The organism is Halomonas sp. HAL1, from assembly GCF_030544485.1.
GTDB lineage: Bacteria > Pseudomonadota > Gammaproteobacteria > Pseudomonadales > Halomonadaceae > Vreelandella > Vreelandella arctica.
Window position 1 is genome coordinate 1,958,993 of sequence record NZ_CP130610.1, and the last position, 23,246, is coordinate 1,982,238.

The 23,246-nt window shown below is 52.1% G+C and carries 22 protein-coding genes and 1 pseudogene; 10 read left to right on the forward strand and 13 right to left on the reverse strand.

Annotation, left to right across the window (positions count from 1 at the left end; genetic code table 11):
• Nucleotides 1-26 precede the first annotated feature (26 nt).
• The 4 genes from moaB to moaA are packed head-to-tail and all read left to right on the forward strand — an operon-like array spanning nucleotide 27 to nucleotide 3,304.
• The gene (gene moaB, locus Q3Y66_RS09140; RefSeq protein WP_008958044.1) at nucleotides 27-599 is read left to right on the forward strand and encodes a molybdenum cofactor biosynthesis protein B; all 573 of its coding nucleotides are present in this window, start codon (nucleotides 27-29) and stop codon (nucleotides 597-599) included.
• Nucleotides 596-1,858: a gephyrin-like molybdotransferase Glp gene (glp, locus tag Q3Y66_RS09145; protein ID WP_008958043.1), complete on the forward strand. Its 1,263-nt coding sequence runs from the start codon at nucleotides 596-598 to the stop codon at nucleotides 1,856-1,858. Before moaB ends, glp begins: the two co-directional genes overlap by 4 nt.
• A 52-nt stretch (nucleotides 1,859-1,910) precedes the next feature.
• Nucleotides 1,911-2,318 (forward strand): putative zinc-binding protein, encoded by a 408-nt coding sequence (locus Q3Y66_RS09150; RefSeq protein WP_008958042.1) that lies wholly within the window; start codon nucleotides 1,911-1,913, stop codon nucleotides 2,316-2,318.
• Entirely contained in the window at nucleotides 2,315-3,304 is a 990-nt protein-coding gene (moaA, locus tag Q3Y66_RS09155; protein WP_008958041.1) for a GTP 3',8-cyclase MoaA, read from the forward strand. The genes Q3Y66_RS09150 and moaA overlap by 4 nt, the downstream gene beginning before the upstream one ends.
• 146 nt (nucleotides 3,305-3,450) lie before the next feature.
• Here the strand turns inward: moaA and Q3Y66_RS09160 are convergent, their stop codons facing one another.
• Nucleotides 3,451-3,636, reverse strand: coding sequence for a hypothetical protein (locus tag Q3Y66_RS09160; protein WP_008958040.1), 186 nt, complete (start codon nucleotides 3,634-3,636; stop codon nucleotides 3,451-3,453).
• A gap of 469 nt (nucleotides 3,637-4,105) precedes the next feature.
• Here Q3Y66_RS09160 and Q3Y66_RS09165 point away from each other — a divergent pair, with 469 nt between their 5' ends.
• Both Q3Y66_RS09165 and Q3Y66_RS09170 read left to right on the forward strand, forming a co-directional pair.
• Entirely contained in the window at nucleotides 4,106-5,635 is a 1,530-nt protein-coding gene (locus tag Q3Y66_RS09165) for a UxaA family hydrolase (RefSeq protein WP_008958039.1), read from the forward strand.
• 47 nt (nucleotides 5,636-5,682) lie between these two features.
• Nucleotides 5,683-6,648, forward strand: coding sequence for a GntR family transcriptional regulator (locus Q3Y66_RS09170; RefSeq protein ID WP_008958038.1), 966 nt, complete (start codon nucleotides 5,683-5,685; stop codon nucleotides 6,646-6,648).
• A 27-nt stretch (nucleotides 6,649-6,675) separates the two neighbouring features.
• On the opposite strand, the gene Q3Y66_RS09175 is transcribed toward Q3Y66_RS09170, so the two are convergent.
• From Q3Y66_RS09175 to Q3Y66_RS09200, 6 genes and pseudogenes are all read right to left on the reverse strand, one after another.
• Entirely contained in the window at nucleotides 6,676-7,098 is a 423-nt protein-coding gene (locus Q3Y66_RS09175; RefSeq protein ID WP_303319552.1) for an NAD(P)-dependent oxidoreductase, read from the reverse strand.
• Nucleotides 7,093-7,575: pseudogene (locus Q3Y66_RS09180) on the reverse strand (NAD(P)-dependent oxidoreductase); the annotation flags it as partial. The gene Q3Y66_RS09175 and the pseudogene Q3Y66_RS09180, both read right to left, overlap by 6 nt.
• Nucleotides 7,576-7,622: 47 nt before the next feature.
• A complete protein-coding gene (locus tag Q3Y66_RS09185; protein WP_008958036.1) occupies nucleotides 7,623-8,669 on the reverse strand; it encodes an Ldh family oxidoreductase in 1,047 nt (348 codons plus the stop codon).
• Nucleotides 8,666-10,180 (reverse strand): tripartite tricarboxylate transporter permease, encoded by a 1,515-nt coding sequence (locus Q3Y66_RS09190; protein ID WP_008958035.1) that lies wholly within the window; start codon nucleotides 10,178-10,180, stop codon nucleotides 8,666-8,668. The genes Q3Y66_RS09185 and Q3Y66_RS09190 overlap by 4 nt, the downstream gene beginning before the upstream one ends.
• Before the next feature lie 3 nt (nucleotides 10,181-10,183).
• On the reverse strand, nucleotides 10,184-10,654 hold the full coding sequence (locus Q3Y66_RS09195; protein ID WP_008958034.1) for a tripartite tricarboxylate transporter TctB family protein: 471 nt from the start codon (nucleotides 10,652-10,654) through the stop codon (nucleotides 10,184-10,186).
• Nucleotides 10,655-10,667: 13 nt separating this feature from the next.
• A complete protein-coding gene (locus Q3Y66_RS09200) occupies nucleotides 10,668-11,648 on the reverse strand; it encodes a tripartite tricarboxylate transporter substrate binding protein (RefSeq protein WP_008958033.1) in 981 nt (326 codons plus the stop codon).
• A 247-nt stretch (nucleotides 11,649-11,895) separates the two neighbouring features.
• On the opposite strand from Q3Y66_RS09200, the gene Q3Y66_RS09205 reads away from it, so the two are divergent.
• Both Q3Y66_RS09205 and Q3Y66_RS09210 read left to right on the forward strand, forming a co-directional pair.
• Nucleotides 11,896-13,032 (forward strand): iron-containing alcohol dehydrogenase, encoded by a 1,137-nt coding sequence (locus tag Q3Y66_RS09205; RefSeq protein ID WP_008958032.1) that lies wholly within the window; start codon nucleotides 11,896-11,898, stop codon nucleotides 13,030-13,032.
• Between the two features lie 30 nt (nucleotides 13,033-13,062).
• Nucleotides 13,063-13,851, forward strand: coding sequence for an SDR family oxidoreductase (locus Q3Y66_RS09210; protein ID WP_008958031.1), 789 nt, complete (start codon nucleotides 13,063-13,065; stop codon nucleotides 13,849-13,851).
• A gap of 119 nt (nucleotides 13,852-13,970) precedes the next feature.
• Here the strand turns inward: Q3Y66_RS09210 and Q3Y66_RS09215 are convergent, their stop codons facing one another.
• Complete coding sequence (locus Q3Y66_RS09215; RefSeq protein WP_008958030.1) at nucleotides 13,971-14,858, reverse strand: NAD(P)-dependent oxidoreductase; 888 nt, start codon at nucleotides 14,856-14,858, stop codon at nucleotides 13,971-13,973.
• A gap of 282 nt (nucleotides 14,859-15,140) precedes the next feature.
• Here Q3Y66_RS09215 and Q3Y66_RS09220 point away from each other — a divergent pair, with 282 nt between their 5' ends.
• Nucleotides 15,141-15,977, forward strand: coding sequence for a DUF6694 family lipoprotein (locus Q3Y66_RS09220; protein WP_337998522.1), 837 nt, complete (start codon nucleotides 15,141-15,143; stop codon nucleotides 15,975-15,977).
• Nucleotides 15,978-16,078: 101 nt separating this feature from the next.
• On the opposite strand, the gene Q3Y66_RS09225 is transcribed toward Q3Y66_RS09220, so the two are convergent.
• The 3 genes from Q3Y66_RS09225 to ppnN form a co-directional block, all read right to left on the reverse strand.
• On the reverse strand, nucleotides 16,079-16,279 hold the full coding sequence (locus Q3Y66_RS09225) for a hypothetical protein (RefSeq protein WP_008958028.1): 201 nt from the start codon (nucleotides 16,277-16,279) through the stop codon (nucleotides 16,079-16,081).
• 121 nt (nucleotides 16,280-16,400) lie between these two features.
• A complete protein-coding gene (locus Q3Y66_RS09230) occupies nucleotides 16,401-17,132 on the reverse strand; it encodes a sulfite exporter TauE/SafE family protein (RefSeq protein ID WP_008958027.1) in 732 nt (243 codons plus the stop codon).
• A 33-nt stretch (nucleotides 17,133-17,165) separates the two neighbouring features.
• A complete protein-coding gene (ppnN, locus tag Q3Y66_RS09235; protein ID WP_008958026.1) occupies nucleotides 17,166-18,548 on the reverse strand; it encodes a nucleotide 5'-monophosphate nucleosidase PpnN in 1,383 nt (460 codons plus the stop codon).
• Between the two features lie 147 nt (nucleotides 18,549-18,695).
• Between ppnN and Q3Y66_RS09240 the strand changes: the two genes are divergently transcribed.
• Nucleotides 18,696-19,607: a LysR family transcriptional regulator gene (locus Q3Y66_RS09240; protein ID WP_008958025.1), complete on the forward strand. Its 912-nt coding sequence runs from the start codon at nucleotides 18,696-18,698 to the stop codon at nucleotides 19,605-19,607.
• 25 nt (nucleotides 19,608-19,632) lie between these two features.
• On the opposite strand, the gene gcvP is transcribed toward Q3Y66_RS09240, so the two are convergent.
• Together gcvP and gcvH are read right to left on the reverse strand one after the other, a co-directional pair.
• Entirely contained in the window at nucleotides 19,633-22,527 is a 2,895-nt protein-coding gene (gcvP, locus tag Q3Y66_RS09245; RefSeq protein ID WP_008958024.1) for an aminomethyl-transferring glycine dehydrogenase, read from the reverse strand.
• Nucleotides 22,528-22,611: 84 nt separating this feature from the next.
• On the reverse strand, nucleotides 22,612-23,001 hold the full coding sequence (gcvH, locus tag Q3Y66_RS09250) for a glycine cleavage system protein GcvH (protein ID WP_008958023.1): 390 nt from the start codon (nucleotides 22,999-23,001) through the stop codon (nucleotides 22,612-22,614).
• Nucleotides 23,002-23,246: the final 245 nt, after the last annotated feature.

The window sequence follows — 23,246 nt, forward strand, 5'->3', positions numbered from 1 at the left end:
ATAGCAAAGCTAATAGGAGAGGCTTGATGTCCCATGTTCCTGTCAATGCACTTTTCACTCCGCTTGGCATCGCGGTGCTAACGGTTTCCGATACCCGTGGTTTCGATGAAGATGGCAGCGGTGACCTACTGGTTGAACATCTGAGCGAAAGCGGCCATACCCTGGTGGAGAGACGCATCGTTCCTGATGATATCTATCAGGTTCGTGCCGTGGTCTCGGAGTGGATTGCGCGAACAGATATCCACGCGATTCTGGTTAATGGCGGCACTGGCTTTACCGCCCGGGATACCACTCCCGAGGCGTTGATACCGCTGTTCGACAAAGCGATCGAAGGGTATGGAGAGCTGTTCCGCCACTACTCCCTGAAGACAGTCGGCACAGCGACGATCCAGTCTCGCGCCGTCGCGGGGGTGGCCAACCGAACGATGATGTTTGCCATGCCCGGCTCACCCAAAGCGTGTGCCTTGGCGTGGGACAACATTATCGCTTTGCAGCTGGACTCCCGCACTCGGCCCTGCAACTTCGCCGCCATGGTGCTGCCTTCAGCAACCCCGTGTAGTGGACGAGCGACCTCTTCCAATGAGGTGGAGCACTTATGAACTGTCACTGCGCAGAAATAGTCACGCCCGGCTTGTTAGAGCTGTTTGATGCACGCCAACGGCTTATCGACGCCGCCACGCCCATTAATGCAGTAGAAAACATCACTCTTGAACAATCGGCGGGGCGAGTGCTGGCAGAAACGCTTGTCGCACCTCTCGATATGCCGGGTGTGGACAATAGCGCTATGGATGGTTACGCGCTGTGTCTGGCTGATTACCAAGCGGTACCTCCCGGCGCAGGCTTACCCATTCTTCAACGCGTACCGGCTGGCGCAGGCGTCATGCTGCTACCGGAAGGAGGCTGCGCGCGTATTTTTACCGGCGCGCCGGTGCCCATGGGGGCAGATATTGTGGTGCCTCAAGAGCGGGTGACTCTTGATCAGCGCGGGCATATACACCTCGAGGGTAGCCTGGTGGTAGGCGCTAATATTCGCCGTCAAGGCGAGGAGACTCGCATGGGAACCCCACTACTCGCCGCGGGTAAGTTGCTTGATGCCGCGTCGATTGCGCTGCTGGCGAGCTATGGGGTAAATGCTGTGACCGTCAAACGGCGCCTGCGTGTGGCACTCCTCTCAACGGGCGATGAGCTGATTGCCCCAGGTACGGCGCGATCACCGGGGCAGGTATACGACAGCAATCGCGCCATGCTTAACGTTCTGCTAGCACAGGCGCAGTGCGACGTGCTGGATTTAGGTGTCATCGCAGATTCGCCGGCGTCATTGCATCAGGCCTTTGAGCACGCACAAACCGCTGCAGATTTAGTGGTGTGCACTGGGGGCGTTTCGGTCGGCGAAGAGGATCATGTTCGTCCGGTGATTGAGCAGCGCGGCGGGCTGCATTTTCATGGTGTCGCGATGAAGCCAGGGAAGCCCTTTGCTTTCGGTAATCTAGGCGCGGAGCCATTTTCTTCCACACCGTTAATGGCGCTGCCGGGTAACCCCGTGGCCTCCCTGGTGGGCTGGCAACTGCTGGCGCTGCCGTTTATTCATGCCATGCAAGGTAGAGCTGAAGCGGCTCTACAGCGTTACCCGGTAAAAGCCGGTTTCTCTCAGAGCGGGCCCCAAGGGCGCTGCGAGCTATTACGGGTGGAGTTGGATTGGTCACAGGGGACTCCCGTGGCGCAGTTAGCGGGCGGACAGGGCTCGCATATGCTCAGCGCGGCTAGCCAGGCCCATGGCTATTTGATGATTAATCCAGGCACCGACGTGACAGAAGGGGGCGCATATCCCTATTACCCGATCAGTCAGTTCAACGCTTGAGTCGCTTTTTTTGGCGTGACCACTGACGTCGTTTGCTTTTATAGGAGAGGGTATGCCTTCACATCATAAACCGCGCACACTGATTTATGCCTGCTCCGGCTGTTCTGACGTGGCGCAACTGGCCAATAGTGTTGCTCTGCGTCTTGATCATGCAGGAGAGGCAGAAATGTCCTGCATTGCCGGTGTCGGCGGTGGCGTGCCCGGCTTGGTAAGCATCGCCCGCTCCGGGCGGCCTATCGTAGCCATTGATGGGTGTCAGATGCATTGCGCCAGCCACTGTCTTTCCAAAGCGGGCGTTATGCCCACTGAGCACGTCAAGCTGTATGAGAACGGCCTGCGCAAGCGGCGGGGCCAGTTTTATGATGAGGAAACCATTGAAGAGGTCACCGCCGAAGTGAAAGGGCTCATAGCTCGGCTACCCGTTAACGCCAGTGCCCAAGCAGAGGAGCCCTCAGAATGAGTGCGCTAGTCGATGGGTTTGGCCGTACGGTGCGCTACCTACGCATATCGGTGACTGATCGTTGTGACTTCCGCTGTGTTTATTGCATGGCTGAGGAGATGACCTTCCTGCCTCGGGCCCAACTGCTTACCCTTGAAGAGATAGCCACGCTGTCGCAGGCCTTCGTCGAGCTGGGGGTGGAAAAAATCCGCCTAACTGGCGGGGAGCCGCTGGTACGCCAGGGCGTATTAACGTTAGTGCAAAAACTCGGTGAATTGGAAGGCCTGCGCGAGCTGGCTATGACTACCAACGGCTCTGGTTTAGTCAAGCATGCCAATGCTTTGCGGCAAGGCGGGCTACATCGACTCAATATCAGCCTCGACTCGCTTAAGCCCGAACGCTTTAAAGCATTAACCCGGACGGGGGATCTTGGCCAAGTGATTGCGGGTATCCGCGCAGCTCGCCGCGCTGGCTTTCAGTCGATTAAGCTCAACGCCGTATTGCTCAAGGGGCGCAATGACGACGAAATTATCGACTTGGTAAACTTTGCCCGGGATGAACAAGTCGATATAAGCTTTATTGAGGAGATGCCGCTGGGCGCTATCAGCGAGCATAACCGTGGCGAGACCTTTCTTTCTACCGATACGGTGCGGGAGACCATAGAAAACCACTATCATCTCTTACCCACCACCGAGACCACCCTAGGGCCATCCCGCTATTACCGTATGGCAGACAGCCAGTCGCGGATTGGCTTTATTTCTCCCCATAGCCACAATTTCTGCGCTGCCTGTAATCGTGTTCGAGTGACGGCTGAAGGGCGGCTACTGCTTTGTCTGGGCAATGAGCATTCGGTAGATTTACGCGCTGTCATGCGGCGTTATCCGGGGGACACCCAGCGGCTTAAATCGAGCATTGTGGCGGCAATGAAGAAAAAACCTGAGCGTCATCATTTTACTACCGATGGTGAGGTTCAGGTTGTGAGGTTCATGAATGCAACAGGTGGTTAATTTAGTTTTGAGTTTGGCCGCTATTAGCCGTGTCAGTGGTTAGCAATTGCAAGCGCCCTGTCGGGAAAGTAGTCAAAAGCCCACTTAACAAGTTCTTCTGCGGAAGTTTCAGGTTTCCCATCTATGCAAACCAAGTTGCCTAGCGTTTAAGGACGATTATCGATATTGCCAGGGCGCTGTGCTGTTGTATCGCGAGGGGTAGCCTGCGGCTGTTGAGGCGTCCGCTTTGCATCATTGCGACTACGAACATCTTTCCAAGCGTCCTTGGCTTTCTGTCTGTTTGCTGGCTTACGCAGCCAATTGACGACTGCCATTACGATCCATTTCCTCATGCGAACCTCCTGGTACCTAACTGCTTAGGAGCATATTCGTTATAGCATTGGTGTTAAGTCCCAGCCATTCAAGATGGACTAGGGTTTGTAACAATATCCGATGCGCCGTATTCCTCTGAGTTCCTGATTTTCTACTTCAACCTACCTCAGGCTAAGTTTTCAGCCCTCCATATGCTATTTCACTATTCTCTATGCGGTCATGCCCTTAATCTTCCTTTTTCGCTCCTTAAGCGTAGCAGAGAACCCATTTTACACCTGTGTGGCTAACCAGCTTCCTCGCTCTGTTTTATAGCTATCGACATGCGCTTCGGGAGAAAGTAAACTGACTTTGATTGAATATTGCACACAATGATCATTAAATCGACGATAGTATAATATGCCCAGTACAACAATTCTAAACGCGCTGGTGAAAGGGCTGATGGCGGGTACTGAGTGATTTGCAAATGTCTAAGAGGCTAGGGAGAAAATAATGGAGCTTATCAATAGTGTACCTGCTGTCATTAGGTTGAATCTTCATGACAACGTTGGCGTGGCGAGTAGGGCTGTTCCGAAGGGGTATCCCATTGACGATGAACAGCACACTGCCCATGAGAATATTGATGCTGGTCATAAGGTTGCATTAACGGTCATTGAACCAGAACAGCCCATCTTCAAATATGGTCAGATTATTGGGTTGGCAACGCGGCGTATCGAGGCCGGTGAGCATGTTCATACGCACAATATTGTTATGTTGGAACGTGACACATCACTGGAGCATTTCAAGCCAGCGCCAAGGACACCGGTGACTGACAGTCAGCGCACCTTTAATGGCTACCATCGTGCCAATGGACAAGTAGGTACCCGCAACTACATCGGCATTCTTTCCACCGTGAACTGTTCAGCCACGGTCTCAAAAGTGGTTGCAGAGCGTCTCAATGCCAGCGGTGAGTTTGAAGCATTAGGCTTTGATGGCGTTGTGCCGGTCACCCATGGCTCAGGCTGCGCAATGAATACGGAGTCTGAGGGGTTTGCATTCCTTGAAAGGGTATTGAATGGCTATGCGATCAATCCGAATTTTGCTTTTGTGCTTATTATTGGTTTAGGTTGCGAAGCTAATCAGGTTAAGCAACTGGTTGAAAAGTATGGACTGACCGATACATCAAGAATATTTTATTTTAATATTCAGAGCGCTGGCGGTACCCGAGCGAGCATTGAAAAGGCGTCGGAAAAAATTCGTCAAATGTCGAATGACTACCGTCATGCCGAGAGGCGCCCAGCTCCGTTGAGCCACCTTACCGTGGCACTGCAGTGTGGTGGGTCAGACGGTTATTCTGGTATTACTGCCAACCCTGCCCTGGGACATGCGGCTGATCTTATCGTCCAACATGGCGGTAGCGTTATATTGAGTGAAACGCCTGAAATCTATGGTGCCGAGCATTTGCTGCTAGATAGAGCTATCAATGAAGACGTTGCGCGTAAGCTGCTGGAAAGGATCGAGTGGTGGAAGCACTACACGCAGATCAATGGGGCTGAATTAAACAATAATCCTTCACCTGGAAATAAAGCAGGGGGGTTATCCACCATTCTTGAAAAATCGCTGGGCGCCGTGGCTAAGAGTGGTTCTTCGAGCCTTAATGACGTGCTTGAGTATGCCCAGCCGTTAAAAGAGCCAGGTTTTAATTTTATGGATAGCCCCGGCTATGATCCGGTGTCCGTCACGGGTCAGATTGCTTCAGGCGCAACCGTCGTGTGTTTTACCACGGGGCGCGGCTCTGTCTCCGGGTTTAAGCCCGCGCCGTGTATTAAGCTGGCAACCAATACGCAGATGTATGAAAGCATTCTCGAAGATATGGATATTAACTGTGGCACCATTGTGGATGGTACCGCCACAGTAGAAGAAGTGGGCGAGCATATTTTTGAGAAGATCATTGCGATTGCCTCGGGCGAACAGAGTGCCAGTGAAGCGTTGGGTTATGGTAACAATGAATTTGTGCCGTGGATGGTGGGTGCCGTTACTTAACAGCCCTATATAGCCCTTAACTAACACCTATGTAATGAGTGGCTTGAATGTCGCAGTCGTTGAAAGACCAGCTTTACGAGGCGCTTAAGCGAAGTATCAACAGTGGCCACCTTGAGTCAGGCTTAGTGCTACTCGAAGGCAATATTGCAGAAATATTCGGAATGAGCCGCTCTCCTGTTCGTCAGACATTAGGGCGTTTGCATGATGAACAGTTAATTTGCCGTTTCGATGGCCGTGGTTACTTGGTGGGGGCAACGGCCGTTGAGCCTATCAGGCGGAATCTTACCACGGCCGATTTCAGTGCGTTGGGCGAGGATGCCAAGATTGAGCGCACGGACAGTTGGCGCGCCATAGCCGATGTTGTGGAACATGATGTTGTCTTGAGCTCGATGAAAGGCAGGTTCGAACTCAACGAGCTCCAACTGGCAAGAAAATACAGTGTCAGCCGTACGATTACACATCGAATTCTGCTCTACCTGCAGTCCATTGGGGTGGTTGAAAAAGTGAAGTACACCAGTTGGTCCATTGTGCCGCTGGACAATGATCGACTGCATAACCTTTATGAAGCGCGTAGGCAGTTGGAGCCCTTTATGATTGCCAGGGCGACGCAGAGTATGCCCGAGCAACAAATCTCCCATTTCATTGAGAAGTTAGAGCAGACGGCGGCTAAATATCCTAACGTCGCAGGCGCGACACTGGATGAACTTGAAAGCGATCTGCACTACAGAACAGTGAGCATGGGGGGCAATCAAGAAATTTTTGACATGCTAAGGCGCACCCATCCTGTTCTGCTTATGAGCAAGCATCTGCTGGGCTCTAGCATGGCACTGCCAGACAAAGATCCGTTCTTTCATGACCATCTGAAAATCTTCGACAGAATGCGTCATAAAGAGGGTGAGCAAGCAAGCCAAGCGCTCTCTGCTCACTTGGCAGGCTCCGAAGCCAAGGTTCAAGAACGTCTTAGCGATTTTCGTGACCACGGCGTTCTCGACATCCCCGATTACTTGCGCTAACGATAACGATAAAGCTAGTTCGCGTCGTTAATTGAGGGGCATTTCATTTCTACGTCTGAGTTCTCGAATCAAGGCACTATGGTCGAGCTCTCCATCGCCATGGGCAACAAGGTCCGTGAACAGGCTATTCACCAGCGATGTGACGGGCAGGTCAAGTGACAGCTCTTTGGCGAGTGCAATGGCCGTTTGGGTATCTTTTAGTTGCCATTTGGCAGGGCCGCCCGGAGCGAAGTCATTGGCAATCATACGGGGTGCATGAGCGCGTAGTATGGTCGAATCCGCAAAACCACCTAACAGTGCCTCGCGAACTTTAGCGGGATCAGCGCCACCGCGTTCTGCAAGAAGCACCGCCTCTGAGACAGTGGCGATCGTATTGGCGACGATTAATTGATTGGCTAACTTCGCCAGTTGCCCGGTACCTGCAGGGCCGACATGAACCGGGTTGCCCATTACCTGAAGTAGGGTACTTATGCGCTCGAATGTGGCCACTTCACCACCGACCATAATCGCCAAATTTCCCTCTTGAGCGCCTTTTTCACCTCCTGATACGGGGGCGTCCAGATAACCAATCCCGCGCTCAGCCGCGGCCTTGGCTTGCTGCTGTGCAGTTTCAACCGGGATTGAACTCATCACCATCAGCGTGCTGTGCGGCTTCATGGCTGCCAATAGACCGTTGGGTCCCAGAATCACCTCATTGCAGACAGGGCCTGAACTGAGCATGACCACCACAACGTCTGCTTGCTCAGCCGCCTGCTGGAAAGTCTCGCTTACCTCGATGCCCAGTGAGGTAAGAGCGTGCGCTTTATCCGGGGTGCGATTCCAGACGCGTACCTGATGGCCCGCCTTGGCAAGATTGGCGGCCATCGGCCCACCCATAATGCCTGTGCCAATAAAGGCTATTGTTGTTGGTTCGCTCATGATAGATGCCTCACTGCTCTGGTCCCACGATGATCAATTTTTTGCCGCAGCTATCTTTAATAACGACCCTTCAGTGATGAGTCATCAATAGCCTTTTGTAGCTCAGTCACCACATCGTCCGGCAGCGGAATACCTTGTTCCAAGTACTTATCTCGACGACTAAGTCCGGCTTGTCCAGGCATTCGCACCGGATACTGTGGGTTTACCGGCGTGGAACTCAGGCATGCTTCGATTAAATGATCTGTTTCATCAAGGAAAGCACTCTGTCCCGAGAAAAGGGTGGGGTCGATTACCATGACTGTCACCGAGGCCCCCCAACCAGTGGGCGCATCTTTGCGACCAAACCCGCCTAATGCGGAGGTCAGTGCTTCCACCATCAACCCCATCGCAAAACCTTTATGACCGAACTCCTGGCCGCCGAGCGGCAGGATGCTACCTTGTGGGTCGCTGAAAAAATCCGCTGGATCGTCGCTGGCAAGCCCCGTATTGGTAAGGATGACGGGATGCGCCATTTTGGTTTTCTCAGCGTGTGCTTTACCCACGCTGCCGTTAGTGACGGTCGACATGCTGACGTCCATCATGACCGGTTGGACGCGACTAGGGATGCCCATTGCAATTGGGTTCGGTGTGTAAACTGGCGAAACGCCTCCATAAGGGGCGACCGATTTCACCGCTGGATCCGAGGTCATAATGATCGGCATCAACCCTCGCTCAACAAAAGGCTGTAAATACGAGGCCAAACAGGCGATATGGTGCGAACGTTTTATGGTCACAATACCAATGCCAGACTCTCGTGCTGCATCAGCACTTCGCTCAAGCGCTTTTTGCACTAAGTAGGGGCCAAGAATATAGTGGCCATCAACAAGGGCAGCGACTGAGCTGATCTCTTTTGAGGTCATCGCGTTGTGATCACCGCACGCATGCCCCGATTTCAAATCTCTTAAGTAACCGTTCGCCAGTTTGACGCCATGGGTATGGTGCCCCAATAAATCGCCTTCAATAAGAATACTGCTGGTTGTCTCACTCACTTCACGAGAAGCACCGGCCTCCATGAATAGGGTAGCCAGTACCTCTTCCAACCAATTTTTTGTATAGCGTTTCATGAAATCCTCGGCGCTTTGTGCTGACTGTTATGTTTGAATTTTTTGTAGGCCATGGTGATTAGCGGAGATAGCCATAGCAAAATAACGAGGGCACCTAGACCTGCACTAATAGGGCGGGAAAAGAAGCTGAGTAGATCGCCATTGCTTTTGAGCATTGAGCTCATAAAACTGTTTTCCAATGTCGTTCCTAACACCAAGCCAAGGATCGCAGGCGCCATGGGAAAGTCACATCGGGCGAGAATTGAGGCGATAAAGCCGATCAGCAACATAATCCATACATCAGTAATCGAATTATTGATGGAGAAGGCGCCTACAATGCAGAAGCATAAGATGATCGGCATTAGGATTTTGCGGGGCGTTAAGATGAATACCTTGGCGGATTTTATCGCCGCATAGCCAATCGGTAGCATGATTAAATTGGCAAGAAAGAACACGATGAAAAGGGCATAGATCAAGCCGGTGCCATCCATAAAAATGGTGGGGCCAGGGTTCATGCCTTTCATATAGAGTACGCCGATTACAATGGCGGTTATCGAGTCACCCGGAATCCCGAATACCAGGGCCGGCACCCAAGCGCCGCTAATCCCCGAGTTATTGGCAGAGCTGGCATCGACAATGCCTTCAATATGACCGGTACCATAGTTCTGTTTCTGTTTAGAGCGGCCTTTGCCAACGGCATAAGAGATCCACGCTGCAATGTCAGCCCCCGCGCCGGGAAGTGCGCCAATCAGTGTTCCAATCGAGCTTCCTCTTATCATGTTCGGCCAATAAGCTTTTAAATGCTTTGGTGCCTGCTTGAAAACGCTGTCTTTGGATAACGACGGCAGCTCTCTGCCCTCATTGCGCGAACCATAAAACAGCATTAGTTCGTTGAGTGCGAACATGCCGATCATTACCGGAATAAAGTTAATACCTCCCATTAAGTCTGGAATGCCGAAAGTGAAGCGGGGGGCGCCGCTCATCATATCCAGACCAACCGTCGAAAGCAGTAAACCGATCATCAAAGAGAGAAATGCTTTAACCCTGGAGCCAATAGAGATAAAAATCGAGCAACTTAGCCCCAGTAGTGCCAGCCAAAAATATTCAAAAGAGCTGAATTGGAGTGCCACTTCAGCTAATGAAGGTGAAACAAAGACCAGTACTAGCGTCCCGAATAGACCGCCAAATACCGAACAGATCAAGTTCATGCCCAGTGTTTCTCTGGCTCGGCCCTTGTGTGCCAATAGATGTGAATCGGCGACATAGGCAGCCGAAGAGGGCGTACCGGGAATGTTCAAATAGGTGGCGGGAATATCCCCGGCAAAGATAGCCATGGCCGATGTGGTAACAATGGCGGCAATAGCGGGGGTCGGATCCATGTAGAAGGTAATCGGTACCAAGAGTGCAACCGCCATCGTGGCGGTTAACCCTGGCACCGCTCCCACGAACACACCAAATATGGCGGCCGCAAAGATAACCAGCATTGTTTCTACATTGAAAACGAGCTGCAGCCCTAACAGAAAAGCTTCCATAATCTAACCCCAAAAATTCATTAGCCCTTCAGGAAGGGGGATCAGCAGGTATCGCGAGAATAGGAAATAAATCGTTAACGACGCGACGAAGGAGACCAGCAGTGCTAAAGGTAGGGAAGTTTTTCTCACCAGCATAAGTACGAACATAATGATGGCTAGGCAAAGGGCCGCGCCAAGAAACTCGCTCGCGAATATATAAAAAATAATGAGTGCTATAGGGAGGAGCGAGACAAGCACGGAACGCAAGTCGAAGAAATTTCCCACATTCGCATCGGTGCCTGACAGTTGACGTTTTAGCGTAGGTAGCTGCGTTGCCGAAAGTACTAGGCCCCCTATGAGAAACCCTCCCCCAATGAGGGAGGGAAACAGAGATGGACCATATTGAAGACTCGCCATTGTTGGGTACTGACTAGCGACAGTTAACACGACGGCGCCAAGCAGCATGAAGGCTAGCCCCAAGAGGAGATCTCTCATGTTGATTATCCCCTTATTGGCTCAGACCAACGCTCTCAACAATGTCGCCATACACGGCATCCATTTCGACCATTAGCTCACCAAACTCTTCAGCATTACGCCATTCGGTGCCAAAGCCTTGTTTAGCCATGAAGTCTTGATAGGTATCGCTGTTGTAGGCGGCCTCTAGCGCTTCCTCGAGGGTCGCTACGATCTCCTCATCCATACCTTTGGGGCCAGTAATGCCTCGCCATTCACCGACGAGATAATCACTGCCGATGGCTTCATTAATGGTGGGTACATCGGGGAAGCTGTTAATACGCTCTGGTGACATTACGCCAAGGCTTTTGGCTCGACCGGCTTCGATCATTGAGCGACCTTCAGGAACAGAGCTCGGCACAATATCGATACCACCGGCAGCGAGTTCCGTCATTGCTGGCGCCGCGCCCTGGCTAGGGATCCAGGTCACACGGTTGGCCTCAAGCCCCTGATCCATTAGGAAGCCCGCAAAGGCAAGGTGCCATACGCCACCTTGACCTGTACCTGAGGCTTTAAAGGTGCCCATGGGTTGCTCAGCAATAGCATCAACGAGTTCTTGGACTGAATCGTAAGGCGCATCGGCGGCTACTTGAATGCCGGCGTAATCAAAGTTGATCTGGCCAATCGGAGTGAAATCTTCATACGTCAGGTCGGTCAGGCCCTGCCAGTGCATCATGTTGAGCTCACCGGTAGCCAAGCCCAAGGTATAACCATCCGGTTTGGCACTCGCCATGGCACTGTGGCCCACCACACCGCTACCACCGGTACGGTTAACCACATTCACCGTTTGGCCTAATTGTTCTTCCAACGCGGCAGCAATAGTGCGCGCGGTTGCATCGGTGCCGCCACCTGCGGCCCATGGAACGATGATAGTGATAGGTTTTTCAGGGTAGGCCGCCAGCACCGAGCTGGATGCCGTGAGTAGTAGTAGAGCAGTAATGCGCTTGAGCGATTTAGTTTTGGTGATTGTTTTCATGTGAGCCTCGGGTTTTTGTGTATTTGTAGGTTGGCAAAACAAATCTAGCATTAACGACCATTGTGTTCAATAATCATATTTTGTAGATTTTAGTTCAATTTTGACGCGACTTCTCTAGCTTGATTGAGCTGGAATTGGTCGAAATTACGCTCCGCGATATCTGCTTGTGGCGTTGCATCAACAGGCTTGTTCGCAGGGCGAGAGTAAGTTATTACTTAAAAACACTAACAATTCCAAAGGTAATGAAATGGCACTAATCAACTATGTCACTCAAATTCAATTTGATTTCGGGGCCGCCTCGTTGCTGCAGCAGGAGTGCGACCGGCTGGGCATTCGACATCCTATGGTGGTGACCGATGCGGGAGTGCGGGCCGCAGGTATTGTCGACCAGGTACTGAAGCATCTTCGCGATCCTAATCCGGCCATTTATGATCAAACGCCTCCCAACCCCAATGAGGCGGCCGTTCGTGAAGCCGTTGCGCAATACCGTGAAGGTGGTTTCGATGGCCTCATTGCGATTGGTGGCGGCTCCTCAATCGATCTTGCTAAAGGCGTGGCCATTTGCGGTACCCATGAAGGCTCTTTGAAGTCCTTCGCTGTGGTTGAGGGAGGCTCAGAGCGAATTACCGCCGCAACGGCACCGGTCATCGCAATTCCGACAACGGCAGGCACCGGGAGTGAAGTCGGCCGCGGAGCGATTCTGATTCTGGAAGATGGGCGTAAAGTCGGCCTGTTATCACCCCATCTGGTACCTAAATCTGCTATTTGTGACCCTGAATTAACGTTGAGCCTGCCCGCTCAAATGACGGCAGCCACGGGAATGGACGCCTTATCCCATTGCCTTGAAACGTTCATGTCTGCGGCCTTTAATCCGCCTGCTGACGGCATTGCGTTGGATGGACTGCGCCGCGGCTGGCTGAATATTGAGCGGGCGACGCGCCACCCGGGTGATCGAGAAGCACGCATGAATATGATGAGTGCCTCGATGCAGGGGGCAATGGCCTTTCAGAAAGGATTAGGCTGCGTACACAGTTTGAGTCATTCGTTAGGCGGTATTAATCCGCGCCTTCATCACGGCACGCTCAACGCCATTTTCCTGCCCGCAGTTATTGAGTTCAATTCCAGCTGCGAGTCCGTAAAGCATGAGCAAAAGCTTGAACGCATCGCTCAGACGATGCAGCTCAATAGCCCCGCTGATATTGGACCGGCTATTAAAGACATGAGTAAGCGTCTCGATTTACCCATGGGGTTAGCGGAATTGGACGTGTCCGAAGCGCTTTTCCCCCGAATTATTAAAGGCGCCTTGGCTGATCACACTCATAAAACGAATCCGCGCGTTGCGAGTGAGCAGGATTATCAGTGGATGCTTGAACAATCCCTATAAATCGATCACTGGCGAAACAGGAGCAGAAAGATGGAACTGGGAATTGAAGGTCGTTGGGCACTGGTGTGTGCCGCGAGTAAAGGTCTCGGAAAGGGGTGTGCAGAGGCGTTGGTCACGGAGGGTGTGAATGTCGTCATCAATGCACGCTCCTCCCAATTGTTGGAAGAAACAGCAACACATTTGCGGCACCTGAATCCAAACGTGACAGTTCTCACCGTGGCAGGTGATATTTCACAAGAAACGACACGCCAAGCGGCGCTAGCCGCTTGCCCGCAAATAGATATATTGATTAACAATGCAGGCGGTCCACCCCCAGGGGACTTTCGAGATTGGTCACGTCAGGACTGGTTAGACGCTGTCGATGTCAATATGGTCACACCGATTGAGCTCATCAAGGCAACGGTTGATGCAATGGCGGAACGGGGCTTTGGTCGGGTGGTTAATATCACCTCAGCAGCCGTTAAAGCACCCATCGATATTTTGGGGCTATCCAATGGGGCTCGCAGTGGATTGACGGGCTTTATCGCGGGGTTGGCTCGTCAGCCGCAGCTTGCTGGGCGCAACGTGACCATTAATAACTTGTTGCCTGGCTCTTTTGATACTGATCGTTTAAAAAACACTCATCAAGGGGTCGCAAAATCGTCTGGCCAGGACTACGACAATGTGCGCGAATCCTTTCGTCAAAAAGTCCCTTCCCAGCGCTTTGGCACCGCTGAAGAGTTTGGCGCCTTCTGTGCGTTTCTTTGCAGTGTTCAAGCTGGATATATGACCGGTCAAAATATACTGCTGGATGGTGGCAGTTACCCGGGAACGTATTGAGCAACATTCGTTTCAACAACATCGGCGTGGCGAGTTTCATTAAAGTGCAATCGTCACGCCGATGTTGCTTCTGCTTTTAATCAGCAGACATTCAATCTCGGCTCGCTGAATGGGGCTGCTTACTGATTTTGTTCATTACGCCGCATGCTTGCGTCGTAAAGCCGGGGCACATATTGATCGTTGCCCAACGCCTGTTCAGCTTGCTTTAACACCTCGCGCAAGGCGGGCAGCATCATACTATCAAAACCAGAGGCTGCTATCGTTTCGCTTAAATAACCCATGTCCTTACCGGCGTTACCCAGGCTAAAGCGCAAGCGTGTTTCATCTGCTTCCAGAACCCACGGCATCACGGCGTTGAACATGGCACTATTGGCGCCCCCTTGTGAACACACTTCATATAGCTTGTGTTGATCAACATCCAAGTTAGCCGCCATGGCCGCGGCTTCTGCCGCCAGGGCAGCAGCGCCAAGCGATAGATAGTTGTTGATCAGTTTGAGTTTGTGGGCGGAACCTAGCTCACCAACATGAAATATATTTTCAGCGAATGATTCTATGGCTGGCCGGGCCTGGTCGACTACTTTTTTGCTCCCACCCACCATGACATTGAGCCGTCCTTCGCGGGCCTCCTTTGGTGTTCTTGCTAATGGGGCGTCCAACAGGTGGCATCCTGCGGCTTCGATACTCGCGGATAATCGTTGTGTCGATTGAGGTAGCGATGTCGAGCAATCGACGATAATCAAACCAGGCTTCGCGCCAGCAAGAAGACCCTCAGTGCCCAGAGTAATGTTTTCCATTTGCTCACTGGTACTGACACAGATAAAAACTAAATCACTGCGTGATGCAACTTCAGCAGGTGTTCCTACCTCGTTTGCTCCCAACTGACATAGTGCTTCGATTGGTGCACGATTTCGATGCGCCATGATAGTCAAAGGAAAATTATGCTTAATAAGGTTGGTGGCCATACCCTGGCCCATCAAGCCAAGTCCTATAAAGCCAATTTTTAGCATTTTCTTACTCCCTTTTATAAGGTTGTTAGGGTGGCAATAAGAGTAAAAAGAGAAGGCGGTTGTGCATCGCTATGAATTCAGGTTACACCCTCTTAGGCAAGCCAGCATCTCACTTTGATTTTGTTTGTTCTGCAACGTAACTACTAGTAAAGAGAATACGATGACGGCGTGCCACTATGGTGATGGCAAATTCATCCTGCTAGCACCAAAGGGTAGTGATAAATAGTACTTTCCGTTAAGCTCCTCAGCAATTTTTACCATTGTCTGCGTTGAGGTGAGTGTATGTGTAGCCTTCTAAGGCTGTCTGCAATAGCACTATCAGTACTCATGATAGCGGGTTGTTCAGACCCTAAAATTGACACAAGCTCCATGCCAGCGTCAGTCGTCTCGGTCGAAAAAGTGCGCAACTCGCTGCCTACTTATAAGCGCGACGATTTTGATCAAGGGCTCATCATTATTTCGACGGCATCGACATTTAACAGCATTGACATTCTTAATCCTAACCGTATGAACGCGGCGGAGATCGCTGAGTCAGCCAATATGCAAATGCATGGATTGACTGGCGATCAGGTTATTCAGCGCGCCGATCAAATACTTCGCGAGCGCCGGTCACGAGAGCGTGAGCAAGCTATGCGCACGCTAACACGATTGGAAGAGAAACAAGCTAAGGCGAACAGCGACCAGCAGCAGTTAGCGCGTTTCAGTATTGATAATGCTCGCTATTATATGAGTGAGAGCCCTTATGGTGCTCCTGAGCCGGTGATTGATCTTGAAGTAACGAATGCCACTGATAAGGTCATTACCGAGCTGTCTTTAAGAGGTATCGTTACCAGTCCTGACCGCTCACAGCCTTGGATCGATGAGCAATTCTACTACGTTGTGCCAGGGGGAATTGAGCCGGGAGAGACGCTGGCCTGGAGTCTTGCGCCTAATCGTTTTGGCCCCTGGGGAGAACCTCAGATACCTAGTAATGCAGAACTGACAGTTAGCTTGGAAGGCCTGCGAGGAGCTGAAAAGCAGCCATTATGGGACTCCCCAGCGCTGAGCGAAAGCGAAGTTACCAAGCTAGAGCGTCTTCGGGAGGAGTATGGCGGTGTGGCGTTATCGAACGTGGAATAAGCATCGTATGGAATACATAAGGGAGGCTGTACTATAAAACGCCCTAACGTTTGAATGTTAGGGCGCATATATTTTAGCGGTTACCCGCTATTTGAAGTTATTTACTCTTTGGCTTCATGATCTGCCAGCGCAGCCACTATGGCTTCTTCCCACTGTCCTTCCGTTAGCCCCCAATGTTCCATTTCTGCTTGGTCGGGGCTGCCTTCGGCGGCATCGCGTAATTTATCAACGCTACTGCTTTCATAGCAGTGTTTGGCAAAATCCTTTGTTTTTACGTCTTGTAACTGATTAATCATCGACATGGTGAGTTCCTTTCAATGGTTCGTCGTGAGGCAAGGCCTCTAAGTGTAGCTATTCTGGCTCTTTTTTTCTGCAATGGTTCCCGATATTGCTTAATTAGGGCGAAAAGGGCGCGGCGATTCCTTAGCTGGCCAACCAGGCATCGATAAAAATTTTGCAAGCGATACCCGCCAGTAGCAGCATAATCAGATTATCAAACCAGCGATGGGGTAGTCGCTTGCCCAAATGCGCGCCAAGCGGCATGGCGACCACAATAATGATCAAAGCAACAACGCTGTAAAGAGAACGCTCTAGGGTTAAAATGCCCGCGCTTAAAAGCGCTGGAATTTGCACGCTGGTAATGGCAACAAAAAAGACTGAAATGGAGCCGATAAAGACACGACGTTCCAGTTGCATGGCATTTAGAAATGTCACTGAGGCGGGGGCCGACATTCCTGCGGCGCCTTGCAATACTCCCGCCAGTAACCCAGCGGGGATCACCATTCGCTCAGCGACATTAAACGGCAGAGCCATACGGCGTCTTGCCACCTTAATAGCCAAATAGAGCACAATCGCGCTCGCCACCCCCAGGGATAGTAGCTCTGCTGAAAGTACCACCAGCCCCCACGTTCCAAGCACAATGCCCAGACCACCTGCTAGTGAAAAGAGTGCCAAAAACCGTAATGGCAGTAAGTGTCGACGGTATTGCCACACCTGTAAGGCATTACTTATCAGGTTGGGTGCAACCAGTACCGCAATCGCGAGCTGCACATTGTAGAGCATAGTGAGCACGGGCACGACGATGACCGGTACACCAGATCCAATAGCGCCTTTGACGATACCAGCGGCTAATAGCGTCATTAACGCAATCAACATAGCGGCATCCCGGTTTCTTTCAATTGATGACTGCTATTTAAGAACGTAGCAGGGCGTATACGGCTGGCCATCTAGCTTCATGCGACCCTGTGCCACAAATGAGGTCAACAGCTCATCCAAGCGCTGCATTAGTTCAGGTTCAGCTGTCAGCACAAAGGGGCCATGGGCTTCAATGGCGCGAATACCGTCTTCTTTAACATTGCCCGCTACAATCCCGGAGAACGCCCGGCGGAGGTTGGCGGCTAGCTCATGAGTCGGTTGTAAGCGGTGAAGCGCTAGCGCTCGCATCGCTTCATGGGTCGGTTTAAACGTAGCCTGAAAATCGCGCGCAATGGTTAACCGCCAGTTGTAGTAAAACGCATCCTGGTGCGTACGCCGGAATTCAGCAATTTCGTCGATGCCATGGCGCATGGTGCGCGCCACCGCCACCGGGTCGCCGGTGATAATTGTGTAGTAGCGACGGATTTCTTCACCGAGCGTATAGACCAGGAATTCATCGATTTTCTGAAAGTAGGCGGCAGAATCGGCAGGGCCAGTGAAAATTAATGGGAAGGGGATATCTTTGTTACTTGGGTGCAGCAAAATACCCAATAAATAGAGAATCTCTTCCGCTGTGCCAACACCGCCTGGGAAGACGATAATGCCGTGGCCGAGGCGCACAAATGCTTCCAGGCGTTTCTCAATGTCCGGCATTACCACTAGTTCGTTAACGATGGGATTGGGCGCTTCGGCGGCGATAATGCCTGGTTCTGAAATGCCTAAATAGCGGCCCTCTTTACGACGTTGTTTTGCATGGGCGACGTTTGCGCCTTTCATGGGGCCTTTCATAGCCCCTGGCCCACAGCCAGTACAAATATCTAAATCACGCAGACCTAAGTGGTAGCCGACGTCTTTGGTGTACTCGTACTCTTCACGAGAAATTGAGTGGCCGCCCCAGCAGACCACCAGGCTAGGGTCGCGGCCAGGTTTCAACGTGCCCGCTTTGCGCAGAATATGGAAGACCGCATTGGTAGTGCCTTCGCCAGTGCTAAGGTCAAAGCGGTTGTGATGTTGAATTTCGTTATAGACGTAAACGATATCGCGAATGATCGAGGAGAGATGTTCGCGGATGCCGCGGATCATACGGCCATCCACGAACGCTTCCGCTGGCGCGTTAGTCAGCTTTAAGCGAATGCCGCGATCTTGTTGCAATACTTCAATATCAAAATCTTTATAGGCTTCTAAAATCGCCAGACTGTCGTCACTTGGGTTACCACAATTTAAAACCGCCAGTGCGCAACGCCGAAGTAAATCATGAAGGCCACTTTGAGAGGTTTTATGTAGGCGATTAACTTCATGCTGAGAAAGTACTTCCAGGCTTCCTTCTGGGGAAATGATGCTGGAGAGGGTGGCGCGGGGTTGAGCAGTTGCGGTCATTAGTGGGGCTGTCCCTAGTCGTTTGAGTGCTATTGGCAGTTTACCATGCCCAGGCAGCCGGTACAGCGGCGCAACGGCTACCCAGGCCGCTGTGCTACTATGAACCCTGTTTAAAAGGATGGCTGCTAAAGACAATGGTTCTTTACTATGTTTAATGCCCAATATTTTCGTACGTTTATTACGTTAGTGGAAACAGGCAGTTTTACCCGTACCGCTCATCGCTTGGAAATGACGCAGCCCGGCGTAAGCCAGCATGTTCGCAAGCTAGAAAGCTACTTAAATAAAGAGCTGCTTGAGCGCAAGGGGCGTAGTTTTACGCTAACGGAAACGGGGCGGCGAGCTTATGATTATGCGTTGAAGCTGTTTGCTGAGCATGAACAGTTTCGTCATGGCTTAGATGACGACTCACTAGATAGTGGCGATTGCCGTATTGCGTCACCTGGAAGCGTGGGTCTGATGTTTTATCCGTATATTTTGGGCCAGCAGCAAATGCACCCCAATTTAACGGTCAACTATAGTTTCGCTTTTAACCATGAAATTGTGAATGATCTGTTAGATGGTCGCTATGATATTGGCATCGTCACGGAGGCGATGAACCATCCTGAGCTTCATTGCTCTATTTGGCATCAGGAGCCTCTCTGTTTAGTGGTGCCCGCTGATTTTGCTGGCAGTACACTGTCAGATCTAATGGGCATCGGCTTTCTCAATTATTACGACGGCATCAACCACGCTAACGCGCTATTGCGGGCTAATTACCCGGATGAGTTTCGGTCAATGACGCATTTCCGCCATCAGGGCTTTACCAATGAAGTCAGCATGGTGCTGGATGCGGTCGCCAGGGGGCTTGGCTTTACCGTGGTATCGAGATTGGTGCTGGAAACGTCTCCTTGGCAGCGCCAAGTCAAAGCACTCAATCTGCCCAATGCGGTCAGTGAAGTGCTTTACCTACTTCGTCGTCGCGACTCGGTATTGCCGAAACGCTACGAAAAGCTGTTAAACGGTTTTCACGCCCAGCGTGTGCAAGAAAAAACGCCCCTGATGCCGCCATCGAACAGTTAAGGCAGCAGGGGCGTTTGAGTGGCGTTTAGTCGCGATACTCGTCAATGCTGGGGCAAGAGCAGATCAACTGACGGTCGCCAAACACGTTATCAACGCGGTTAACGGCGGGCCAGTATTTAGCGGCTTGCACAGCAGCGGTTGGGAAGGCTGCCAGCTGACGGTTATAAGGCCGTTCCCAGTCACTATCCATCAGATCCGCCTGAGTGTGCGGCGCATTGACCAGAGGATTGTTATCCAGCGGCCATTCACCGTTCTCCACCCGGGCGATCTCGTCACGAATGGCGATCATCGCATCGCAGAAGCGATCAATTTCATACAGTGACTCCGACTCGGTCGGCTCGATCATTAGCGTCCCTGGCACCGGGAATGACATGGTCGGTGCGTGGAAGCCGTAATCCATTAAGCGCTTGGCAATATCCTCTTCGCTAATCCCGGAGGCCGCTTTGAGCGGACGAATATCGATGATGCATTCGTGGGCGACGGTGCCGTTCTGGCCACGATAGAGAATAGGGAATGACGCTTCCAGTCGCTTGGCAATGTAATTGGCGTTTAGGATGGCAAGCTCGGTGGCTTCACGCAGGCCCCGCGCGCCCATCATTTTAATATAGGCCCAAGAGATCGGTAAGATCGAGGCGCTGCCAAACGCGGCTGCAGATACCGCACCGCTATCGCTATTGACGCCGTTGATCGGCGTTACCACGTGATTGGACACATAGGGCGCTAGGTGCGCTTTAACGCCGATAGGGCCCATGCCTGGGCCGCCGCCGCCGTGGGGAATACAGAATGTTTTATGCAGATTGAGGTGGGACACATCGCCGCCGAAATCGCCGGGACGCGTCAAGCCCACCTGAGCGTTCATATTGGCACCATCAATATAGACCTGGCCGCCATTGTCATGCACTACTTTGCACGCTTCGCGCACGCTGGTTTCAAACACGCCGTGGGTCGACGGGTAGGTGAGCATAATGGCAGACAGCTGATTGCGATGCTGCTCGGCTTTCGCGCGTAAATCTGCCATATCAATATTGCCATTTTGATCGCATTCAACCACGACCACTTTCATCTGCACCATCGCTGCGGAGGCAGGATTGGTGCCGTGAGCGGAGCTAGGAATCAAGCAGACATCACGATGACCTTCGCCCTGGGCCGCTTGGTAACGGCGAATCGCCACTAAGCCTGCATATTCTCCCTGTGCGCCGGAATTAGGCTGCATGGAGAGATGATCATAACCGGTGACTTCGACCAAAAATGCCGAGAGCTCATCGATCATCTGATGGTAACCCGCCACCTGGTCGCGAGGTGCGAACGGGTGAAGATGCGCAAACGAGGGCCAGGAAACAGGGATCATTTCGCTGGTGGCGTTTAGCTTCATGGTGCAGGAGCCGAGCGGGATCATCGCGTGAGCAAGCGACAGATCCTTATTCTCCAGTCGCTTCAAGTAGCGCAGCATTTCAGTTTCGCTGCGGTAACGGCTAAAGGTCGGGTGGCTTAAAAAGTCGCTTTCGCGCTGGCAGGTAGCGGGAATACCTGTGGCGCCGTTCGCCACCACCTGCTCGTCCAATACTGTAACGGCAAGGCCGTGCTCATCGCCCAACAGCACATCAAACAAGGCGGCTACGTCGTGAGCGGTGGTGGTTTCATCCAGGCTGATGCCCACATTGCCATTGGCGAAATAGTGCAGGTTAATATCATGGGTCATGGCGCGGCCATGAATCTTGCCTGCATCTACGCCCGTCAAACATAGCGTATCAAACCAGCTGTCATGAGCGAGCGTGACGCCTGCCTGCTTAAGGCCTTCAGCCAGTAGGGTAGTCAAACGGTGAACACGGCCCGCAATTTTGCGCAGCCCCTCAGCGCCGTGATAGGTCGCATAAAAACCGGCAATATTGGCCAGCAACGCCTGGGCGGTACAGATATTCGAGGTCGCTTTCTCACGGCGAATATGCTGCTCGCGAGTTTGCATCGCCATGCGCAGGGCGGTATTGCCGCGGCTATCTTTGGAGACGCCGATAATCCGCCCTGGGATTGAGCGCTTGAGCTTATCTGACGTGGCAAAGAACGCTGCATGAGGCCCACCAAAACCCATGGGTACGCCAAAACGCTGGGAGTTGCCCACCACAATGTCGGCGCCAAACTTGCCGGGCTCTTTCAGCAGCACCAAACTCAAAAGGTCGGTCGCCACGCAGGTCATGATGTTGCGATCGGCGGCCGCGCTCAACAGCGGTGCCAGGTCACGAACTTCACCGCTGGCAGACGGGTACTGTACCAGGGCCCCAAACACATCGTGGGCTGCCAGTTCTTCAGCTGGGCCAATAATCAATTCGAAACCAAAGAACTCTGCGCGGGTTTTCACCACGTCCAGCGTTTGTGGGAATACATCGTCGGCGACGAAGAATGCGTTGGATTTGCTTTTCTTGTTGCCGCGCTTACACAGCGCCATGGCTTCGGCGGCAGCGGTGGCTTCGTCAAGCAGTGAAGCATTCGCAAGCTCCATGCCGGTTAAATCCATTACTACTTGTTGGAAGTTCAGTAGGCCTTCCAGGCGGCCTTGAGAGATTTCCGGTTGGTAAGGCGTATAAGCCGTGTACCAACCGGGATTTTCCAGCACATTGCGCTGAATGACCGCTGGCATGTGCGTGCCGTAATAGCCCTGGCCAATATAGCTTTTAGCCACGCGATTTTGCCGCGCCAGCTGAGCTAAGTACTCTAACGCTTCGGATTCACTGCGCGGATCGTCTAGCGACAGTTCGCGCCCAAGGCGGATATCGCTCGGCACGGTCTGCTTGATCAGATCTTCCATGTGCTGCATATTGAGCGCTTTTAACATCGTGGTAACGTCATCACTACTTGGACCATTATGACGTTTGATAAAAGCATCGTGGTCGGCCAGCTCGGCCAGGCGGCGTGTTTCAAGAGACATGAAGAAGATTCCGAACGTTAAGAGAGAGCCCTGCAGGATAATAAGCGAAGCGCCTGCCAGAAAAGGCAAGCGCCTGAGTATGCTTTATTCGTCAGCGCTGAGCGTTGCCTGGTAGGCATCGGCGTCTAACAGGCCATCAATGGCATCGCTGTCTAAGCGAACTTTCATAATCCAGCCGCCTTCATAAGGCGCGTCATTGACTGTTTCTGGAGCGTCTTCAAGGGCTTCATTCACTTCAATCACTTCGCCCGCAACGGGGGAGTAAAGATCAGAAGCGGCTTTAACCGATTCAATCACACCAAACTCTTGGCCTTTTGTCAGCGCCGCGCCCACTTCCGGCAGTTCCACAAAGACGACATCACCCAGTGCTTGTTGGGCGTGATCGGTAATACCGACGGTAACGGTGCCATCTTTGTGGTCAAGTACCCACTCGTGGCTTTCAGCGTAACGAAGATTGGCAGGAAGGTTGCTCATGATGTTTTCCTATATGAAACAGTTTTCTGGACCCGGGCATACTAGCGGTTGTCGCTCGCCTTGGCGACTGTCGGCTAGCGGAAAGCGAGCGAATAAAGATGCATGTTAACGTGTTTCCAATCGGAAACAAATTTCTTATCTACTCCCTTCTAAACGTAGTAGAGCGAGGTATTTTGATTCCGTTATTCCTTTGTGTTTGGTTATGAAAAAAGCGGCATCCTCTATGCGCAAGCGACATCACCATA

Bases quoted from the DNA above. Each gene is read 5' to 3' on its own strand.
- moaB (WP_008958044.1), top strand. From the start codon at position 27: ATGTCCCATGTTCCTGTCAATGCACTTTTCACTCCGCTTGGCATCGCG.
- glp (WP_008958043.1), top strand. From the start codon at position 596: ATGAACTGTCACTGCGCAGAAATAGTCACGCCCGGCTTGTTAGAGCTG.
- Q3Y66_RS09150 (WP_008958042.1), top strand. From the start codon at position 1,911: ATGCCTTCACATCATAAACCGCGCACACTGATTTATGCCTGCTCCGGC.
- moaA (WP_008958041.1), top strand. From the start codon at position 2,315: ATGAGTGCGCTAGTCGATGGGTTTGGCCGTACGGTGCGCTACCTACGC.
- Q3Y66_RS09160 (WP_008958040.1), bottom strand. From the start codon at position 3,636: ATGAGGAAATGGATCGTAATGGCAGTCGTCAATTGGCTGCGTAAGCCA.
- Q3Y66_RS09165 (WP_008958039.1), top strand. From the start codon at position 4,106: ATGGAGCTTATCAATAGTGTACCTGCTGTCATTAGGTTGAATCTTCAT.
- Q3Y66_RS09170 (WP_008958038.1), top strand. From the start codon at position 5,683: ATGTCGCAGTCGTTGAAAGACCAGCTTTACGAGGCGCTTAAGCGAAGT.
- Q3Y66_RS09175 (WP_303319552.1), bottom strand. From the start codon at position 7,098: ATGGGCAACCCGGTTCATGTCGGCCCTGCAGGTACCGGGCAACTGGCG.
- Q3Y66_RS09185 (WP_008958036.1), bottom strand. From the start codon at position 8,669: ATGAAACGCTATACAAAAAATTGGTTGGAAGAGGTACTGGCTACCCTA.
- Q3Y66_RS09190 (WP_008958035.1), bottom strand. From the start codon at position 10,180: ATGGAAGCTTTTCTGTTAGGGCTGCAGCTCGTTTTCAATGTAGAAACA.
- Q3Y66_RS09195 (WP_008958034.1), bottom strand. From the start codon at position 10,654: ATGAGAGATCTCCTCTTGGGGCTAGCCTTCATGCTGCTTGGCGCCGTC.
- Q3Y66_RS09200 (WP_008958033.1), bottom strand. From the start codon at position 11,648: ATGAAAACAATCACCAAAACTAAATCGCTCAAGCGCATTACTGCTCTA.
- Q3Y66_RS09205 (WP_008958032.1), top strand. From the start codon at position 11,896: ATGGCACTAATCAACTATGTCACTCAAATTCAATTTGATTTCGGGGCC.
- Q3Y66_RS09210 (WP_008958031.1), top strand. From the start codon at position 13,063: ATGGAACTGGGAATTGAAGGTCGTTGGGCACTGGTGTGTGCCGCGAGT.
- Q3Y66_RS09215 (WP_008958030.1), bottom strand. From the start codon at position 14,858: ATGCTAAAAATTGGCTTTATAGGACTTGGCTTGATGGGCCAGGGTATG.
- Q3Y66_RS09220 (WP_337998522.1), top strand. From the start codon at position 15,141: ATGTGTAGCCTTCTAAGGCTGTCTGCAATAGCACTATCAGTACTCATG.
- Q3Y66_RS09225 (WP_008958028.1), bottom strand. From the start codon at position 16,279: ATGTCGATGATTAATCAGTTACAAGACGTAAAAACAAAGGATTTTGCC.
- Q3Y66_RS09230 (WP_008958027.1), bottom strand. From the start codon at position 17,132: ATGTTGATTGCGTTAATGACGCTATTAGCCGCTGGTATCGTCAAAGGC.
- ppnN (WP_008958026.1), bottom strand. From the start codon at position 18,548: ATGACCGCAACTGCTCAACCCCGCGCCACCCTCTCCAGCATCATTTCC.
- Q3Y66_RS09240 (WP_008958025.1), top strand. From the start codon at position 18,696: ATGTTTAATGCCCAATATTTTCGTACGTTTATTACGTTAGTGGAAACA.
- gcvP (WP_008958024.1), bottom strand. From the start codon at position 22,527: ATGTCTCTTGAAACACGCCGCCTGGCCGAGCTGGCCGACCACGATGCT.
- gcvH (WP_008958023.1), bottom strand. From the start codon at position 23,001: ATGAGCAACCTTCCTGCCAATCTTCGTTACGCTGAAAGCCACGAGTGG.